This is a genomic window from Pseudomonas sp. Kh14 (assembly GCF_900291005.1).
GTDB classification, from domain to species: Bacteria; Pseudomonadota; Gammaproteobacteria; order Pseudomonadales; family Pseudomonadaceae; genus Aquipseudomonas; species Aquipseudomonas alloputida.
This window is the reverse complement of sequence record NZ_OLKJ01000133.1, coordinates 1-267: the sequence shown is the minus strand read 5'-3', so window position 1 is coordinate 267 and position 267 is coordinate 1. Positions and strand designations below refer to the sequence as shown.

Genomic DNA, 267 nt, shown 5'->3' with positions numbered 1-267 from the left:
GTCCAGGAACGTGACTGAGCTGTCCTGCCAGATATTCTTTCCGCTGTTGCGCGCAGCCCAAGTCGCGGCAAGCGTATCGAGCATCCGGTTGGCGAACTCGGGCGGGGTGAATACCTCGTCGTTCGACAGATTGGCGATACAGGTCAGCACGTCGGGATTGCGCCCCCGCAATGTGAATCCCGCCTGTTCGTTCATATTTTTCCCCTGCCCTGCCCTGTTTACATTTCCGCGAGGTCGCAAAGCGACATGGGCGGATATGTTGATGTG

At 57.7% G+C, this 267-nt stretch carries 1 protein-coding gene; it reads right to left on the bottom strand.

Going from position 1 to position 267, the window contains the following annotated elements:
* The coding region (locus tag FQ668_RS27575) for a hypothetical protein (protein ID WP_256677684.1) at positions 1 to 195 on the bottom strand (195 nt) is incomplete at its 3' end.
* Positions 196 to 267: the final 72 nt, after the last annotated feature.